The organism is Hyphomicrobium sp. CS1BSMeth3 (assembly GCF_900117415.1).
Taxonomy (GTDB): Bacteria; Pseudomonadota; Alphaproteobacteria; order Rhizobiales; family Hyphomicrobiaceae.
The window spans coordinates 258,142-272,120 of the sequence record NZ_FPEI01000006.1; the positions used below are offsets into that span (position 1 = coordinate 258,142).

A 13,979-nucleotide genomic window follows, 5' to 3' on the forward strand; every position below is an offset into this window, starting at 1 on the left:
CGCCGTAGTCATTCCACCGCAGGTCTATCGGCCGGTGCTGCGGGAGGCATTTGCTTCCCACGGTCACCGGCCGCATCATGTCGCGGCCCACACCTTTGATGTTCGAGCTGGCGAGGTTCGAGTTGGCCATGGCGAAGAGCAATCCCGCGACCAGTGCCGCACGCTACATCCTCGTCGTAACAGCGCTGTTGTTGCCGACGCTGTCCCTCGTGCCGCTTGGCGGTCTTTATCTCTGGGAGAAGGGCTACATCCTCTATTGGGCCCTGGCGGCGCTCGTCTGCGTCGGCGTCGTCACTCTCGTGCAGCGGCTGCTGATCGCGGGCGCCGTGCGCAATGCGCCGCCCGAGGTGAAGCGCGTCGAGGGCCGCTCCGACGCCTCTGGTGAAGCCGCGGATGCCGGCCTCGTCGATCCGACCTGGAGCCCGCTCGAAGCCAAGGCCTGGGGCGATGTGAAGATGGTCGCGTCGCGCGTCGATCTCGAGCGCATGAACGATCTCGACGCCGTCATCACGCTCGGGCGCAACACCGTCGAGGTTGTCGCCCAGCGGCTGCATCCGACGCGCGAGGATCCCATCTGGCAGTTCACATTGCCCGAGGCTCTCGCCATTACCGAGCGCGTCAGCCGGCGCCTCGGCCGCATGATCGAGACGAATGTCCCGTTTGGCGATCGCATGACCGTGTCGCAGTTCCTCAGCATCTACCGCTGGCGCCACATGCTCGATGCGGCAGAGCGCGCCTACGACGTCTGGCGGCTCGTGCGCCTCGTCAATCCGGCGACGGCCATCACCAACGAGGCGCGAGAACGCCTTTCCCGCGCCCTTTTCCAGTGGGGGCGCGAGCACGTCATGCGGCGGATGGTCGAGGCCTACGTGGAGGAAGTCGGCCGCGCCGCGATCGACCTCTATGGCGGCCGCTTGCGCATCCCCCGCACGCCTTCGGATGCATCACCGGACGCGCCCGACAGCGTCGCCGCACTGACGCGGTCGCCGATCTCGGTGCTCGTTGCGGGCGGCACGCGTGAATCGCGCGAGACCGCCGCGGCACTTTTGCGCATGATCGAGCAGGACGAGGCCCGCGCCATGCTCGCGAGCCTGGATCGCAAGGATCCCTCGGCGTCGACCTGGGATCTCGTCGGTCTCGAAGTCCGCCTCTCGGAAGCGGATATCGCCGCCGGCAAGCACGTGCGTCATCTCGTCGATGAGGTCGGCGGCGCTGATCTCGTGGTCTGGGTGCTTCCGGGCGGAGACGTGACGGACGCACAGCGCGCCGCACTTGCGGCCATTGCTGAACACTTCAGAGCAGCGCCGAGCCTTCTCGCACCGGCCGTGCTTCCTGTTCAGCTCACGGCCGCATCGCCCGCGCCCATCGTCAAGGAGACGATTGCTGCGCTATCGGGCGAGGGGATCACCGTATTGGCGCCCGTCGTCATCGATCCGAAGTCGGCAAATCCGGAGGCGGACGGCGTACGCATTGCCGATGCCCTTCGCCGTGCTCTCGCCCATGCGCGAAGGGTCAAGGCCGTGCGCTGGCTCGAGCGCATGAAGGCGCAGCGCGATTACGTGGGCGCAGGTCGCCAGGCTGCCTCGGCGATCGGATCGGCCGTCCGCTCGATCTTTTCGCGCAAGGGCGCATAGTGCGCACTGTCGGGCGCCTCAAGCCGCTTCACGCAAACTCTTACTCTTAAACTCCTTTTCCATGATGGAACTCCGGCTTCGCGCGGAGCGTTTTCGCCACATGATCATAATGACCCGTGACGAAATGCGATCGTCACCTCTGCGCGTCGAAGGAGCTCACCCTATGCAGACATCCAAGACCTATCCGCACCACGAGAGCAGCAACGGGAAGCGGACGCAGTCCTCTGCCAGCGACATGGCGGAGCAGGTTGCCGACAAGGCCGCCGAGTATGCGGGCAAGGCCGGTGAGCAGTTCGACCGCGCCGTCGAAGGTGCGGATGCGACCATCCGCTCGGTTGCCGAGCATGGCCGCGAAGCGGGCGAGCGCGTTCAGCAGGTCGCGGGCAACTTCAAGACGGCCATCGACAAGTCGGTGAAGGATCAGCCCATGGCGACCCTCGCCGTCGTCGGCGCGCTCGGCTTCGTCCTCGGGGCGCTCTGGAAGTCGTGAGCCGTTGACTTGATGCTCGAAGGGGCTGGCCATGTTCCGTATGCTTTTCCGGCGCGCGCAGGCGACTGTCGATCGAGCGATCGATGGCCTCATGCTCCGCGTCATCGTGGCAATTCCCTTCCTCATCGCCGCGGGCTTCGGCACGGCCGCTTTGGCCATCTGGCTCAATCGCGAGTACGGGCCGGAGACGGGCTCGCTCATACTGGCAGGTGGTTTCGCGGCACTCGGCGTCATCGTCGCGCTCATTGTACGGGCTCGCTCGGAAGTGCCTGCCGAGGGGCAGGGATCGCCCGACGCCGAGACGACCTCGGCGCCGGAGAGTGCCGAGGCTGCCGGGGCGCAAGATTTCTCGGGAGTCGACCGTGAGCTGATCATGGCGGCCCTGACGTCCGCGGCGCCGCTCGCCATTCCTGCGATCGTGCGCACCATCGGGCGCAATCTGCCGCTCGTCGCGGCCGTGGCCGCGGCGGTGCTCATAATTTCCCGCGACGACCAGGGCAGTAGCAGCAGCACTGCACTGGAGCCGGGCGAGTAGCGAGTAAACGGCGTTAACTAATTGTGCAGGCTCTTTCGCTTCCGCGAGCGCAAATTGCGCCGGTAGCGGGAACCCGGAAGGCCTCTGCGTGTTACAACCGCGTCGGCAGCGTCCGCGTGCGCGCCCAGGCGACCTTTGCGAATAGGGAAGGAAATGCGTCCTGGCCTCTCAAGAGCGTGGGGTAGTGGGGGGATGAATGGCTGATGATCGGAAGCGAAGTGAAGAAGAGATGCGGCAAGAGGCCAGAATAGTGACATTGACACCGGAGTCTGCCCCCGAGGGAGGACTGCCGGCAGAGGCGCGGGGCCTCATCGGGCATCAGTTGCGCGAGGAATATCGGCGTGTTCTCGCCGAACCTCTCCCTGACAAGTTCACCAAGCTGCTCGAGGAGCTGGCGCGCACTGAAGGCCAGTCGGAAAGCAAGCCGGAGAACGAGGAATGACAGCAGGCAGCACGGGGGACCTGCAGGCCCAGTTGGCCGCGCTCGTCCCCAACTTGCGCGCCTTTGCGAGGTCGCTTTGCGGCGCTGCGGATCAGGCTGACGACCTGGTCCAGGAGACGCTCGTCAAGGCGTGGAAAAGCCGGGCAAGTTTCGATCCCGGGTCCAATCTGAAGGCGTGGCTGTTCACGATCCTGCGCAACACGTACCTCTCCGAGCTGCGCAAGCGCAAATACGAGGTCCAGGACCATGACGGCGAGCTCGCCCAGCAGCTCAGCGTCAAGGACGGCCAATCGAGCCACATGGACCTTCTCGATTTCACGAAGGCCTTTGCGCTTCTGTCTGCGGAGCAGCGCGAGGCGCTGATTCTGATCGGTGCCGAGGGCTTTTCCTATGACGAGGCCGCGCTGATGTGCGGATGTGCGGTCGGAACGATGAAGAGCAGGGTCAACCGGGCCCGTGGCAAGCTCTCTGAGCTCATGGGCGTCGACGGGGCCGAGGACTTCGGATCCGAGCACACGCCGCGCCCGCGCGGCATTGCGGTCGGATGAGCGCGGAGCATTTGTTCTCCGCGCGGCTGTCGGAACCAACCAGCCTGCCGGTGTGTTAATGAACCTAGCGGCCACGGCCGCATTGAGCGATCGTGGAATACCCGAGATCCAAGACTAGTCCCGAGCCTTGTGCCCGAGCCTTGTGAAAGGGGGAGTTGCTGCAGATGACAAGCTCTGTTGCCGATCTGGTCGCGCCACAGATTCCCTATCTTCGTCGATTTGCCCGCGCTCTCACGGGCTCCCAGGACCGGGGCGATGCATATGTAGTGGCGACACTCGAGGCTTTGGTGGCGGACCAGCGGAGCTTCCGGCGCGATCTGCTGCCGCGCCCCGCGCTCTACCATACCTTCGTGAAGGTCTGGGGTGCGCTCCCGATCAACCAAGTGCCCGAGCCCGTCGAGGCCGGCCTCGGCGGCATTGTCGATCGCCGGATCGAAACACTGACGCCGCTGCCGCGGCAGGCTTTCCTTTTGGCCGCTCTCGAGGAATTCCCGACGAGCGAAATCGCCGAGATCCTCGGCACCAGCGAGGACGAGGTGCGCCGCCTCGTCGATGTTGCAGGCGCCGAGATTGCCGAGCAGATCACGGCCCAGGTGCTCATCATCGAGGATGAGCCGCTGATCGCGCTCGATATCGAGGGCATCGTCAGCGATCTCGGTCACGACGTGGTCGGCATCGCGACGACGCGGACCGAAGCCGGCGACCTTGCGCGCCGCACCAATCCCGGCCTCGTGCTCGCGGACATTCAGCTCGCCGACGGCAGCTCGGGCATCGACGCCGTCAATGATATTCTCCAGGGCGCGGATATGCCGGTCATCTTCATCACGGCTTATCCCGAGCGTCTGCTGACAGGCGAGCGGGCCGAGCCGACCTTTCTCATCACCAAGCCGTTCAAGCCTGAAATGGTGAAGGCCGTGATCAGCCAGGCTTTGTTTTTCGATGTGCGCGCCGGTGGACGGCCGCGCGGAGCAGCCGCATGAGGGTGATGCGGCGAGTGGCGAGGCCGATCGTCGATTTCATCCACAAGGAATGTGACCGGTCGGTCAAATCACTTCGGGGATCTGCAACTCGGAGCATAGAATAGGACGAGGTGGAGCCATACGAAGAGGCAACAAGGGTCGAGCGACGAGCAGCAATGCGTGGCGGCAAGTGCCACCACGCGGCGGCAAGGTCGGACCGGCGCCGGTTGCGTTCGCAGGGGTCGAGCGGGGTTCGGTGCAGGATATGACGTCGCCTAAGCAGCCGGATAAGGGCAAAGGGCCCATTGGCAATGCAGCCGATATTCGCGCTGGGATGGCGGCAACGGGTGACGGGCCGTTCGAGCTTCCCGTCGGGCTCGCTGCCACGCTGCTGGAGGCGAGCCCTGATTGTGTGAAGCTCATCGATCGCCAGGGGGCTGTCCGCTATATCAATCCGGCGGGCCGCGCTCTCATGGAGATCGACGACGTCGGCATCGCTATGAACAAGCGCTGGGCTGGCCTTTGGCCCGAAGCCGCGCGCCAAACAGTCGAGAGCGCCGTCATCGATGGATTTCGCGGCGAGGTCGTTCGCTTCAGCGATGCCTGTCCGACCGCGAAGGGAACGTCGAAGTGGTGGGATGTGATCGTCAACCCGGTGCGCGATGCCGGGGGGCGGATCGATCACCTTCTCTGCGTCTCCCGCGACGTGACGGCCCAGAAAATGGCGGAGGTTTCTCTCAAAGCCAGCGAGCAGCGCTTCCGCGCGCTTGCCGACAACATGGCGCAGTTCGCCTGGATGGCCTACCCCTCGGGCTATGTCTTCTGGCACAACCAGCGCTGGTTCGACTATGCCGGCATGGACCCCGTGGAATCCGCCGGAGAAGGCTGGCACGAGGTCATCCATCCCGACTTCGTCGAGCGCGTCGTTCGCCAACTGAAGCGTGCTTTCGAGAGCGGCGAGACGTGGGAAGACACCTTCCCCATGCGCGGCGCCGACGGCACGTACCGCTGGTTCCTGTCGCGCGCGATGCCGCTGCGCGATGATCAGGGGCGCGTCGTGCTCTGGTGCGGCACGGATACGGACATCACCGATCAGCGGCGCCTCAGCGAGCGCCTTCTCAAGCAACAGCGCGTGATCGAGCTTTCGCACGAGGCCATGCTCGTGTGGGAGCTCGGAGAAGGGATCATCCTCTTCAATCGCGGCTGCGAGGAGCTCTACGGCTACGGCAAGAGCGAGGCGCTCGGCGCTGTTCCGGCGGAGCTGCTCAACACGCGCTATCCGATGTCGCTCGACGCCCTGCTCGAGCATCTGGAGGCCGAAGGCAAGTGGAGCGGCGAGCTGCTGCAGCTCGCGAAGGATGGGGCCGAGATCTGGGTCGACAGCCGCCTCGAGCTGATCCGCACCGGCGGGCGCAGCCTCGTCGTCGAGACGAACCGCGACATCACCGAGCGGCGCAAGTCCGATGATGTGCGTAATCTCCTCGTGGGCGAGCTCAATCACCGGGTCAAGAACACCCTCGCGATCGTCCAGGCCATCGTGGCGCAGACCGCCCGCACCTCGACGACCATCGACCAGTTCGTTGCTGGCCTCAATGGCCGCATTCAGTCCATGTCGAGCGCCCATCATATGCTCACCGAGGCGCACTGGTCGGGTGCCTCGCTGCGGGAGATCGCGACCTCGCAGATCGAGGTGAGCGCCGGCGAGACGCGCAGCGTCGAGATCATCGGTGATGATGTCTTCGTGCCACCCCAGACTGCGCTTCAGCTCACGCTCATGCTGCACGAGCTTGCGACCAATGCCGTCAAGCACGGCTCGCTCTCGCGCCCGGAGGGCCGCGTCACCGTCTCGTGGACGACCGAGGGGCGCGAGCATCCGCGCATCATCTTGCTGTGGACCGAGCGCGGCGGGCCGCCCGTGACGCCGCCCGCCGCTCGTGGCTTTGGCACGCTGTTGCTCGAGCGCTCGGGCAAGCTGCCCCATCTCAAGGCCCGGCTCGAGTTCGACCCCAAAGGGGTCATCTGCCGTATAGAAGCCAGCCTCCTGGCCGGAGACGAAGGCGAGCAGGCCTACTTCAATCCGCGCCGCCGCCAGCTTCTTCGTGCGTCCGGCACGACCGTCTCCTGACGGGCTAGGCGGGAACCTGCTCTCAATCCTGCGCGTTTATCCGGGGCGTTCGACGCCGCTTGCCGCGGCACAGACCGTGCTGCGCACGGCCCAAGAAAAACGGAGGACAGCAGAATGTCTGAGATCATGCGCATTGCGCCGGAGAGGGCTCGCCAGGATCCCGAGGCAGTCTTCAAACGGCCGGCGGACATCGAGAAGGAGGTTGGCCTCACGCGTGGTCAGAAGATCGCGACGTTGAGGCGCTGGGAGGCGGACGTCACGCGCCGCCTCGAGTCGACGGACGAAGGCATGCCGTCCAACAACGAGAACTCCAACGACGCAGCGCTCCTGAAGGAGATCAAGGTGGTGATCGAAGCCATCAATGCCGGCGAGGAGCCCCGCCCCGACGCTCAGTAGCGCGGCGTGCGTTGAGTGATGCTGAAAAGTCGATCTGCGAATGGCCGGGTGGTGAGTCCACTCCCGGCCATTCTTTTTGCCCGGGTCGATGGGGCGATCTCGCGGCCGCCTCAGCTCTTGTCGAGCAGGCTCGCGAGTGGCCCGGTAATGGTCTTCGGTGCGCCGGTCTCGTAGCCGCCCCGCTTCGACGTCTTGTGCCCGAGCGCGACGAGCATCTCGGCGAGCTTCACGGCAGCGCCGACGCCATCGATGACCGGACAGCCGTGCTGATCGGAGAGATCGCGCGCGAGCTTGGCCATGCCGGCACAACCGAGCACGATGGCCTCGGCGCGATCCTCGGCGAGCGCGCGTGCGATCTCCGCGTTTATGCGCGCGCGGGCATCCGAGCCTTCGTCCTCCAGTGCCAGCACGGGCACCTCGGCGGCGCGGATCGTAGCGCGGCGCTCGAAGCCGTACTTCATGAGATTGTGCTCGAGCGCGGGAATGGAGCGCGCGAGCGTCGTGATCACCGTGAAGCGGTTCGCGATCAGCGTCGCGGCATGGTAGGCGGCTTCGCCAATGCCGATGACGGGGCCTGCCGCGATCTGGCGCGCGGCATCGAGGCCCGTGTCGTCGAAGCAGGCAATGACGTGCGCGTTGGCGCCCGCAGCTTCGCCCTTCCGGACTTCGATCAGCAGGCCCGGTAGCGACATTGCCTCATCGAAGTATCCCTCGATCGAGACGGGGCCTGTCGGCGATGTGATGGCCTCGATGATCGTGCCCGTCGCGGCCGCTTCCTCGGCGGCACGCGCGATGGTGGCCGTCATCGCGGCGGTCGTATTCGGATTGATGACGCGGATGCGCATGGCGATCAGCTTGTCACAGCCGGCGCCAGAGCGGCAACCTTGTTCACTGTCTCCGCCGTTCTGAAGCAGCGCACACGATGCCCGCCACCGAGATCGACGGGCTCCGGCACGCTGGCGCGGCAGGCATCCGCTGCAATGGCACAACGCGGCGCGAAGGCACAGCCGGGTGGCAGGTTGGCCAGATCCGGCGGGCTGCCCGGGATTGCGGGCAGCCGGTGGCCTTCGAGACGCCCGCCATGGGCGCGCGTCGAGAGCAATCCGATCGTGTAGGGGTGGCGCGGCGTGCGAATGACATCGCGCACCGTGCCCGTCTCGACAATGCGCCCCGCGTACATGACGGCAATTCGGTCGGCCACTTCCACGGCGACCGAGATGTCGTGCGTGACGAAGATCATCGACAGGCCGAGCTCGCGCTGCAGCTCGCGCAGCAAGAGCAGGATCTGCACCTGCACAGTCGCGTCGAGCGCCGTCGTCGGCTCGTCGGCGAGCAGGATGTGCGGCTTGCTCGCGAGCGCGAGGGCGATCATGGCGCGCTGGCGCATGCCGCCCGACATCTCGTGCGGGTAGGCCGCGAGCCGCCGCTCCGGGCTCGGAATGCGCACGAGCGTCAGCATTTCGAGCGCCCGCGCGCGGGCGTCGGCCGCCGAGATCTTCTCGTGATTGCGCACGGCCTCCGTGATCTGCTGGCCGACCGTGTAGACCGGATCCATGGCCAGCATGGGCTCCTGGAAGACCATCGACACGGTCTTGCCGCGGAAGCTTTCGAGCGCGCGGCCTTCGAGCGACGTGACGTCGATGCCCTCGACCTTGATGCTGCCCTCGATGCGCGAGCGCTTCGGCGGATGCAGACGCAGGATCGAGCGCAGCGTCACGCTCTTGCCCGAGCCCGACTCGCCGAGCAGTGCGATGACCTCGCCGCGCCCGAGCGCGAGATCCACGCCGTCGAGCGCACGCACCGGCTTTGGGCCGCCTCCGAACGTGACGGTGAGCCCGCGGATGTCGAGGATCGGATCGCTCATCGTGTTCATTGAGCTCCCTCCGCGCGCATCATGCCGCGGCCTTGCTGTGGCCGGACCCAGGATCGACCATGTGGCAGGCCGTGAAGTGCCCGGTGCCGCTCACGGTGAGCGCCGGCGTCTTCGCCGAGCAGACGCTCTCGGCAAAGGAGCAGCGCGTGTGGAAGCGGCAGCCGGACGGCGGATCGATCGGATTCGGCGGATCTCCGGCGAGTGGTGCCTCCATGGTGCGCTCGTCCGGGTCCATGGAAAGCATCGAGCCGAGTAGCGCCGTCGTGTAGGGATGGCGCCCGCCGGTGTAGAGCGCATCCGTCGGCCCGATCTCGGCGACGCGGCCGAGGTACATAACCATCACGCGGTTGGCGATGAAGCGCACGACCTCGAGATCGTGGCTGATGAAGATGTACGTGAGGCCGATCTCCTCCTTGAGATCGAGCAGCAGGTTCAGCACCTGCGCCTCGACGGACTTGTCGAGCGCCGAGACGGCCTCGTCGAGGATGATCACCTTGGGCTCGAGCGCGAGGGCGCGCGCGATGTTCACGCGCTGGCGCTGGCCGCCGGAAAGCTCGTGCGGATAGCGGCCGGCAAAGCGGCGCGGATCGAGGCCGACGCGATCGAGCAGGCGGCGCGCGCGGCGCACGGCATCCGTCCCGGAGACACCATGCACGGTCGGCCCATAGGCGATCGAGTCCTCGACCGTCAGGCGCGGATTGAGCGAGGCATAGCTGTCCTGGAAGACCATCTGCACTTGCGAGCGGAAGGCTTTCAGCGACAACTCGGGCGTTCCCGGTGCGCGGCCGTTGAGCAGCACATTGCCGCTGTCCGGCTTGATCAAGTTCATGAGCACGCGCGCGGTCGTCGACTTTCCGCAGCCGGACTCGCCGACAATGCCGAGCGTCTCGCCGGGGTACAGCGAGAAGGTCACGCCATCGACCGCGCGCACCACGGCATTCGAGCGCCCGAGCAGCCCCGACTTGATGGGGAAGTGCTTCACGAGGTCGGCAGCCTCGAGCAGCGGCCGCACCGGCTCGCTGCCCGTCGCTTGTGCCGCTGCCGGCGCCCTCGTCATGACCGTGTCGCTCGCCATCACTTAAGCCTTGATGTCCATGGCCGACCTCAGGCCGTCCGTCAGCAGGTTGAACGAGATCGAGGTGATGAAGATCATGATGCCGGGGAGCGCACACAACATGGGTTGCGTGTAGAGCGCCGTGCGCAGCGTGTTCAGCATGAGGCCCCACTCGGGCTCGGGTGGGCGCACGCCGAGGCCGAGGAACGAAAGGCCGGATGCCAGGATCATCGACACCGCAATGAGGCTCATGGCGTAGACGAAGATGGGGCCGAGCACATTGCCGAGTACGTGCTTGCGCACGATGGAGAGCGCACCGGCCCCGCTCGCGCGCGCGGCCTCCACATAGTCGAGGCTTCTGACGCTCGTCGTCACGCTCTCCGCGATGCGCGCGATCGGCGGAATGAAGACGATGGTGAGCGAGATGAGCCCATTGACGATGCCTGCGCCCATGGCGCCCGAGAGCGCGATCGCGAGCAGCACCGAGGGAAAGGCGAAGATGATGTCGATCGTGCGCATGAGCAGGGTGTTCACGATCCCGCCGACATAGCCCGCAGTGACGCCGATCGCCGAGCCGATGAAGAGCGCGAGGAACACCGGCGTCACGCCCATGAAGAGTGAGAGCCGCGCGCCGTAAATGAGGCGCGAGAGCATGTCGCGGCCGAGCTCGTCCGTGCCGAGCAGGTAGCCCGGCGTTCCGGGCGGTCTCAACCGCCGCAGCGTTGCGCCGCGAAAGGGATCGTGCGGCGCGATGTACGGCGCGAGGATCGCGATCAGGATCAGCAGGACGATGACGCCGAGCGCGATCATTGCGACCGGATCGCGGCGAAAGCGCCGCCAGACCGTCGACCAATAGCCCGGCGAGCGCTCGATGGTCGCATCGTCGATCATTGCGGGGGCGACGGCTTGGACCATTTCGTCAGCTCCGGGCAATGCGCGGGTCGATCGCGGTCTGCACCACGTCGACAATGAGGTTCAGGACGACGAAGAAACAGGCGAGCACCAGGATCGTCCCCTGCAGCAGCGGCAGATCACGCTGGAAGATCGCATCATTGAGCAGGAGGCCCGTTCCCGGCCACGAGAACACGGTCTCGATCAGGATCGAGCCGCCGAGCAGATAGCCGAGCTGGATGCCCATGACGGCAAGCGCGGTGGGTGCTGCATTCTTCACGACATGGCGGAAAATGCCGAAGGCCGACATGCCCTTGGCCTTGAGGCCGGCAATGAACTCCTGCGAGAGGATCTCGGCGACGAGCGCGCGGACCGTGCGCGCGATGATGCCCATGGGGATCACCGACATGGTGACGGCGGGCAGGATCATGTGGCGGATGTGCGCCCAGTCCCAGACCCAGTTGTCGGAGCCGCCGGGGCCCGCGCCGGTCGGCGGCAGCCAGCCGAGCTGCGCGGAGAAGATGATGACGAGCACCATGCCGAGCCAGTAGTGCGGCACGGAAACGCCGGTGACCGAGATGGCGGAAGCCACCTTGTCGATCCAGGTATCGCGGAAGCTGCCCGCAACGAACCCGAAGAGAGAGCCGAGCACGAAGCCGATGACGGTCGCGAGCGCGGCGAGCATCAGCGTGTTGGAAACGGCCTTGCCCACCTCGGCGACCACGGGGCGGTTCGTGCGGATGGAAGTGCCGAGATCGCCGCCGAGTGCGCGGCCGAGCCACTTGAGAAACTGCTCGGCATAAGGCCGGTCGAAACCGTAGAGCGCCATCATCTGCTGGCGAAGTTGCTCTGATGCGTCCGGCGGCAGCACCGAGACCAGCGGATCACCTGGTGCGATGTGTACGAGCAGAAAGCAGACGATCGCAACGCCCAGCATGATCGGCAGGGTATAGATCACCCGCTTGGCAATGTAGGTGAGCATCGGGCCCCTCTGTGGAGCGGGCTTTCATGTGAGCCCGCTCCACGCTCGAGTAATAGCTCCAGTTTCGGTCCGCTTATGCGCGCACCTACTCCATGCTGACCGTTGCGAGGTCGATGAACCAGCTCTTCGGCTGCACGACGCCCTTCAGCTTGGGGCTGATGGCACGGGGGCCGACGTCGTGGGCGACCCACAGGAACGGAGCTTCCTCGACGATGCGTGCGTGCAGGTTGGCGAGCGCCGCGTCGCGATCCTTGTCGGCGAACGAGGTGCGTGCCTTGGCGATCAGGTCGTCGAACTCGGGATTGACGAAGTAGCCCCAGTTGTTCGAGACCGGCGGAACGGTCTTCGACGACGTGAAGCGGACCATGGCGAAGAACGGATCCATGGCAGCGAACGTCACGTTCGTCGCATGAGCGCCGCGCGAGCCGGGGTCCTTCGCACCCTGGCGCCAGTTCGTGAAGAGCGCGTTCCACTCGATCACGTCCAGCTCGACGTCGAAGAAGCATTCCTTCAGCGCCTGCTGCAGGAACTCGTTCATCGGCACCGGCTGCATCTGGCCGGAGCCCGAAGCCGAGGTGATGGTCTTCACCTTGAGGCGCTTGTTCGGACCATAGCCGGCCTCGGTCATCAGCTTCTTCGCTGCTTCGAGGTCATACTTGATGTCGAACTTCGGATTGCCCCACCAGGGATGGCCTGGCGGCACCGTGCCCTTGGGAATTTCCATCAGGCCGTTGAGGGCTTCCTTCAGCTCCTCGCGGTTCACGCAGAGGTTCGCCGCGTGACGCACGCGCTTGTCGAGCCAGGGCGAGCCTTCGGCGAATGAGAACTGCCAGGGCCAGACGTGCGGCTGCGCGTTCGCCTTGATCACGAAGCCCTTGCCCTTGATGGCACTGAGCGCGTCCGGCGCGGGGTTCTCGATCCAGTCGACCTGGCCCGAGAGAAGGGCGGCCGTGCGTGCGTTCGCTTCCGGCATCGGGAGCAGCACGACGCGGTCGATCTTCGGCACGCGCTTCGCGTCCCAGTAGTCCTTGTTGGCGGCGTACTCGACGCGCTCACGCGCCGAGAAGCTCGCCATCTTGAACGGACCCGAGCCCGAGGCGTCCGTGGAGAAGGCGGCCCAGGCCTGCTTGGCGCGCTCGGCCGGATCGGAGACGCTTGCCAGCGCATCATACTTCTTCTGCCAGTGCGCGGGCGAGGCAATGAAGAGGTTGGTCAGGTTGATCGGGATGAAGCTGTCCGGCTCCTTGGTCGTCAGCTCGACCGTGTAGTCGTCGATGACGCGCGCCGAGACGAGGTTCGGCATGCGGCTGACCGTGACGCCGATCTGGTCGGGGGCGAAATGCGGTGCCGACTTGTCGAGCACCTTCTGCACGTTCCACACGATCGCCGCGGCCTTGAGGTCGCTGCCATCATGGAACTTCACGCCCTGGCGCAGCTTGAAGATCCACTTCGTCTTGTCGCTGTCGGAGACGGCCCATTCCGTCGCGAGGCCGGGAATGAGGACGCTCGGCTTGTCCTCCGACGAAAGATCCCAGTGCGTGAGCGCATCGAAGAGCGGGATGCCGGTGAAGCGGTTGCCTTCGAAGCCCTGGTCGGGCTGGCCGTTCGTCTTGGGGATGTCTGCGGCCGTCATGGCAATGCGCAAGGTCTTGCCTTGGGCCATGACCGGCAGTGCTGGCATCGAGAGCAGCAGCACCGAGCCGGCCACAAGGCCTGCCCGCCGCCACGAATACTGCAGTGGGGTCTTCTTCACTGGCGCCTCCATCAACGCACTCTGCGGTTTTCTGAAATTCGCGGAGCTTCGGCCGCGGTCGCACGGCAGGGAGGAATGCCTGCAGCATCAGGTGGCATGGTCGGAATTGCGCGCACCATGGATGCTCTTGCCTCTCCCCTTGCTCTCTTTTTGCGCTCGTTGAGAGCGCACTATCGCCTGGATGACACCGATTGTATACAGGCGCGAAAGCTTATCCAAGCACATGGAATAGGCACGCACTGCACAATAAGCCGCCATTGCGCCGCGAGAGCTTCCGGGCGCGCGTGAGTTCTTGTA

General features: G+C 65.6%; 14 protein-coding genes. 8 read left to right on the top strand and 6 right to left on the bottom strand.

All coding sequences use genetic code 11. The features are described 5' to 3' along the window. The first annotated feature begins 128 nt into the window (after positions 1-128). The 8 genes from CS1BSM3_RS16310 to CS1BSM3_RS16345 all read left to right on the top strand — a co-directional run bounded on the left by CS1BSM3_RS16310 (position 129) and on the right by CS1BSM3_RS16345 (position 7,129). Complete coding sequence (locus CS1BSM3_RS16310) at positions 129-1,634, top strand: hypothetical protein (protein ID WP_143149239.1); 1,506 nt, start codon at positions 129-131, stop codon at positions 1,632-1,634. Positions 1,635-1,797: 163 nt separating this feature from the next. Further along, entirely contained in the window at positions 1,798-2,124 is a 327-nt protein-coding gene (locus tag CS1BSM3_RS28460; RefSeq protein WP_210188794.1) for a hypothetical protein, read from the top strand. Positions 2,125-2,155: 31 nt separating this feature from the next. Beyond that, the gene (locus CS1BSM3_RS16320) at positions 2,156-2,659 is read left to right on the top strand and encodes a hypothetical protein (protein WP_072388664.1); all 504 of its coding nucleotides are present in this window, start codon (positions 2,156-2,158) and stop codon (positions 2,657-2,659) included. Positions 2,660-2,855: 196 nt separating this feature from the next. Further along, positions 2,856-3,101 (top strand): NepR family anti-sigma factor, encoded by a 246-nt coding sequence (locus CS1BSM3_RS16325; protein WP_244540538.1) that lies wholly within the window; start codon positions 2,856-2,858, stop codon positions 3,099-3,101. Continuing rightward, the gene (locus tag CS1BSM3_RS16330; RefSeq protein WP_072388668.1) at positions 3,098-3,649 is read left to right on the top strand and encodes a sigma-70 family RNA polymerase sigma factor; all 552 of its coding nucleotides are present in this window, start codon (positions 3,098-3,100) and stop codon (positions 3,647-3,649) included. The genes CS1BSM3_RS16325 and CS1BSM3_RS16330 overlap by 4 nt, the downstream gene beginning before the upstream one ends. A 164-nt stretch (positions 3,650-3,813) precedes the next feature. After that, positions 3,814-4,629, top strand: a complete 816-nt coding sequence (locus CS1BSM3_RS16335) for a response regulator (RefSeq protein ID WP_072393855.1) — start codon at positions 3,814-3,816, stop codon at positions 4,627-4,629. 244 nt (positions 4,630-4,873) lie between these two features. Further along, positions 4,874-6,733, top strand: coding sequence for a PAS domain S-box protein (locus CS1BSM3_RS16340; RefSeq protein ID WP_143149240.1), 1,860 nt, complete (start codon positions 4,874-4,876; stop codon positions 6,731-6,733). Between the two features lie 114 nt (positions 6,734-6,847). Then, on the top strand, positions 6,848-7,129 hold the full coding sequence (locus tag CS1BSM3_RS16345) for a hypothetical protein (protein WP_072388672.1): 282 nt from the start codon (positions 6,848-6,850) through the stop codon (positions 7,127-7,129). Positions 7,130-7,239: 110 nt separating this feature from the next. On the opposite strand, the gene CS1BSM3_RS16350 is transcribed toward CS1BSM3_RS16345, so the two are convergent. The 6 genes from CS1BSM3_RS16350 to CS1BSM3_RS16375 all read right to left on the bottom strand — a co-directional run bounded on the left by CS1BSM3_RS16350 (position 7,240) and on the right by CS1BSM3_RS16375 (position 13,610). Beyond that, entirely contained in the window at positions 7,240-7,974 is a 735-nt protein-coding gene (locus CS1BSM3_RS16350; RefSeq protein WP_072388674.1) for an aspartate/glutamate racemase family protein, read from the bottom strand. Positions 7,975-7,979: 5 nt separating this feature from the next. Next, positions 7,980-8,993, bottom strand: a complete 1,014-nt coding sequence (locus tag CS1BSM3_RS16355) for an ABC transporter ATP-binding protein (protein WP_143149384.1) — start codon at positions 8,991-8,993, stop codon at positions 7,980-7,982. Between the two features lie 28 nt (positions 8,994-9,021). Next, positions 9,022-10,077, bottom strand: coding sequence for an ABC transporter ATP-binding protein (locus tag CS1BSM3_RS16360; RefSeq protein WP_083528654.1), 1,056 nt, complete (start codon positions 10,075-10,077; stop codon positions 9,022-9,024). Between the two features lie 3 nt (positions 10,078-10,080). Further along, a complete protein-coding gene (locus CS1BSM3_RS16365) occupies positions 10,081-10,971 on the bottom strand; it encodes an ABC transporter permease (protein ID WP_072388678.1) in 891 nt (296 codons plus the stop codon). 4 nt (positions 10,972-10,975) lie between these two features. Further along, entirely contained in the window at positions 10,976-11,929 is a 954-nt protein-coding gene (locus CS1BSM3_RS16370; protein ID WP_072388680.1) for an ABC transporter permease, read from the bottom strand. Between the two features lie 85 nt (positions 11,930-12,014). Continuing rightward, positions 12,015-13,610, bottom strand: coding sequence for an ABC transporter substrate-binding protein (locus tag CS1BSM3_RS16375; protein ID WP_143149385.1), 1,596 nt, complete (start codon positions 13,608-13,610; stop codon positions 12,015-12,017). Positions 13,611-13,979 lie beyond the last annotated feature (369 nt).

Bases quoted from the DNA above. Each gene is read 5' to 3' on its own strand.
- CS1BSM3_RS16365 (WP_072388678.1), bottom strand. From the start codon at position 10,971: ATGGTCCAAGCCGTCGCCCCCGCAATGATCGACGATGCGACCATCGAG.
- CS1BSM3_RS16360 (WP_083528654.1), bottom strand. From the start codon at position 10,077: ATGGCGAGCGACACGGTCATGACGAGGGCGCCGGCAGCGGCACAAGCG.
- CS1BSM3_RS16330 (WP_072388668.1), top strand. From the start codon at position 3,098: ATGACAGCAGGCAGCACGGGGGACCTGCAGGCCCAGTTGGCCGCGCTC.
- CS1BSM3_RS16310 (WP_143149239.1), top strand. From the start codon at position 129: ATGGCGAAGAGCAATCCCGCGACCAGTGCCGCACGCTACATCCTCGTC.
- CS1BSM3_RS16320 (WP_072388664.1), top strand. From the start codon at position 2,156: ATGTTCCGTATGCTTTTCCGGCGCGCGCAGGCGACTGTCGATCGAGCG.
- CS1BSM3_RS16340 (WP_143149240.1), top strand. From the start codon at position 4,874: ATGACGTCGCCTAAGCAGCCGGATAAGGGCAAAGGGCCCATTGGCAAT.
- CS1BSM3_RS16370 (WP_072388680.1), bottom strand. From the start codon at position 11,929: ATGCTCACCTACATTGCCAAGCGGGTGATCTATACCCTGCCGATCATG.
- CS1BSM3_RS28460 (WP_210188794.1), top strand. From the start codon at position 1,798: ATGCAGACATCCAAGACCTATCCGCACCACGAGAGCAGCAACGGGAAG.
- CS1BSM3_RS16350 (WP_072388674.1), bottom strand. From the start codon at position 7,974: ATGCGCATCCGCGTCATCAATCCGAATACGACCGCCGCGATGACGGCC.
- CS1BSM3_RS16355 (WP_143149384.1), bottom strand. From the start codon at position 8,993: ATGAGCGATCCGATCCTCGACATCCGCGGGCTCACCGTCACGTTCGGA.
- CS1BSM3_RS16345 (WP_072388672.1), top strand. From the start codon at position 6,848: ATGTCTGAGATCATGCGCATTGCGCCGGAGAGGGCTCGCCAGGATCCC.
- CS1BSM3_RS16325 (WP_244540538.1), top strand. From the start codon at position 2,856: ATGGCTGATGATCGGAAGCGAAGTGAAGAAGAGATGCGGCAAGAGGCC.
- CS1BSM3_RS16375 (WP_143149385.1), bottom strand. From the start codon at position 13,610: ATGCCAGCACTGCCGGTCATGGCCCAAGGCAAGACCTTGCGCATTGCC.
- CS1BSM3_RS16335 (WP_072393855.1), top strand. From the start codon at position 3,814: ATGACAAGCTCTGTTGCCGATCTGGTCGCGCCACAGATTCCCTATCTT.